We start from the raw sequence: 2606 nt of genomic DNA, 5'->3' as shown, positions 1-2606 counted from the left end.
CGGGGTAGGGTGGAGAAGGGCAAGGCTGGGGGTGGGCTGTGCTACGGCTATCGGGTCGTGAAGAAGCTCGACAGCGAAGGCGAGCCTGCTCGCGGCGACCGCGAGATCGTGCCGGAGGAAGCGACCATCGTGCGCCGCATCTTCCGCGAGTTTGCCGCCGGCAAGAGCCCGAAGGCGATCGCGGTCGACCTCAACAAGGAAGGCGTTCCTGGTCCGCTCGGCCGGCATTGGGGCGACACCAGCGTGCGCGGGCATGTGATCCGGGGAACCGGCGTCATCAACAACGAGCTCTATACCGGCGTGCTGGTCTGGAACCGCCTGCACTTCGTCAAGGATCCCGCCAGCGGCAAGCGCGTCTCTCGGCCCAATCCGCCAGCGAAATGGATCCGCACCGAGGTGCCGCATCTCAGAATCGTCGAGGACGATTTGTGGCAGGCCGTGAAGGAGAGACAGAAAGCCATCGCCAGCCAGTTCGAGGTGGTGGCGATCGCCACGCGCAAGGCCCGAGCGAGAAAGCTCCACACCATGAAGCGGCCGGTCTCCCTCCTTTCCGGCTTGCTCATCTGCGGCTGCTGCGGCGGTCGCTACGGCCTGTTTACACGCGAGGGTTATGCCTGCCTCAACCACCAGCGCCGCGGCATCTGCGACAACGGCCGCACCATCACGCGCGAGAAGATCGAGCAGCGAGTCCTCGCAGGCCTGAAGGAAAGACTGGTCTCGGCCGATGCCGTGGCCGAGGCGATCAGAGCCTATGCCGAGGAGACCAACCGCCTCAACCAGGAGCGTCGCGCGCAAGGCGAACAGGACCGAAAAGCGCTCGACAGAACCGAGCGCGCCATTGCCGGCATCATGGCCGCAATCGAGGATGGCCTCTACCAACCTTCAATGAAAGCGAGAATGGAAGACCTGGAGAGGCAGAAGGCGGAGATCACCGCACGGCTAGCCGTAGCGCCCACTGACGTGCCCGACCTGCATCCCAACATCGCCACTCTCTACCGCAAGCGGGTCGAGCAGCTCACGCAAGCGCTCGCCGACCACGATGACGGACGTCCAGCCGCCGAGGCGTTGCGTTCGTTGATCGGAGAGATCTTGCTCACTCCCGGCGACAAGCGCGGCGAGGTCCATGCCGAGCTACGCGGCGAGTTGTTCGGCATCCTCGAATTCGCCAAATCTGATCAGCCCGACGATGTTATGACAAAAGGTGTTGCGGGTCCCCGCAACCAAATACAAAAAACGGCCCGCACAACGCGGGCCGTTTGCGTTTGTGATCGCAGGACGGACACGAAGGTCAGGGCTCTCACCAGACCGAATCATTCAACCAACATCGACCGCATCGGCGCGCTCGTCATGGCGCTGCTCGCTAGCTGGGATCATGAACCGCGGCCGACGAGGACGTCAAAGTGAGCGCGGCAGCGCATTCAGAGACCAGCTCGCAACCAGGCACGAAACAATATTAGCCGGTTGAGTTTTGAACTCAGCCGGCTTCCGCGTCTCAGCTGCCTCGAAATGGCGCAGAGGTCGTGGAATCGACCGCCTGGCGAGACTCGATCGGGCGCCGGCGTCTCGACCCGATAATTTTGATCTCTGCCGATTCGGGTACTGTTGGGCCTTCACCGAATCGCGACGGGTGAATTGGAATCCAATCAACCAAATGCCAATTGTTGCTATCTATTGCTATATCTCCAGCCCGGCCCCATATTTCCGGAGGAGGTCTCCATGCCCAACTACGCTTTGAACGAGCACTATGAGCGCTTCATCAGAAAGCAGCTCGAATCGGGCCGCTACAACAATGCCAGCGAGGTTGTCCGCGCCGGTCTGCGCATGCTCGAGGATTTTGAGGCAGAGCTGGAGAAGTGGCTGCGCGAGGAAATCCCGTCGCGCGTTACCGATCTTCAGCAGGATCCGGCCAAGGGAATCCCCGCCGAATCGGTGTTTTCCCGGCTGGAGCTCCGTCATCGCGCACGGCAGGCGAAAGCCAAGTAGGGGATGGAGTACCGGATTGTCTTCCACCCGAAAGCGGAAGCCGAACTCGAACAACTCTATGACGATATAGCCGAGCGTGCGTCGCCGGCGGTTGCCTGGGATTTTGTTGCAGGCATCCGCGATCTCTGTCTGGGCTTGTCGACATTTCCACAGCGCGGCACCGAGCGGGTGGAGATCATGCCGGGGCTGCGGATCATTGGTTATCGTCGCGCGGTCAGCATCGTCTTCACTGTCGATGGCGAGCGCGTGCTGATCCTCGGCATCTTCTACGCCGGCCGAAACATCACGCCTGAATTACTCGAAGGACGGCTCTGAGTCGCAGCTCAAAGGCCGCGAAGATCGACACTCGGCTAAATGCTGGCGGCTGCCTTAGGGACGACCGCATTCACCAGGCGAAGCGGTTGTGACGGGTATCGCTGCAATAGCTGGCAACGGAAGCGCCGGCCAAAATTCAACCAAGCCAGCTCACAAATTTTGCCTTCTTGGATATCTCCACGAGAAATCGAAAAAAGAGCGATCTAGGCTGTTGACAGTTCGGTCGGGCGGCGACTATATACGGCCCACGAACGAGGGCGGTGCGCCGCTGGCGACGAAGAAGTTTGCTTCTAGGTCTGCCCTCTAGC

At 61.0% G+C, this 2606-nt stretch carries 3 protein-coding genes; all 3 read left to right on the top strand.

Annotated elements, in window-relative coordinates; translation table 11 throughout:
• A partial coding sequence (locus LB528_RS30090; RefSeq protein ID WP_224717236.1) for a recombinase family protein occupies positions 1 to 1404 on the top strand: 1404 nt, incomplete at its 5' end.
• Positions 1405 to 1716: 312 nt separating this feature from the next.
• Complete coding sequence (locus tag LB528_RS30085) at positions 1717 to 1983, top strand: type II toxin-antitoxin system ParD family antitoxin (RefSeq protein WP_224717235.1); 267 nt, start codon at positions 1717 to 1719, stop codon at positions 1981 to 1983.
• 3 nt (positions 1984 to 1986) lie between these two features.
• Positions 1987 to 2298, top strand: a complete 312-nt coding sequence (locus LB528_RS30080; protein WP_224518632.1) for a type II toxin-antitoxin system RelE/ParE family toxin — start codon at positions 1987 to 1989, stop codon at positions 2296 to 2298.
• Positions 2299 to 2606 lie beyond the last annotated feature (308 nt).

The sequence above is a fragment of the Mesorhizobium sp. CA4 genome, assembly GCF_020165075.1.
Lineage (GTDB): Bacteria > Pseudomonadota > Alphaproteobacteria > Rhizobiales > Rhizobiaceae > Mesorhizobium.
This window is presented reverse-complemented; position numbering and strand designations above follow the sequence as displayed.

What these genes read in the sequence shown, in the direction of transcription:
- LB528_RS30085 (WP_224717235.1), top strand. Translation starts at nt 1,717, where the DNA reads ATGCCCAACTACGCTTTGAACGAGCACTATGAGCGCTTCATCAGAAAG.
- LB528_RS30080 (WP_224518632.1), top strand. Translation starts at nt 1,987, where the DNA reads ATGGAGTACCGGATTGTCTTCCACCCGAAAGCGGAAGCCGAACTCGAA.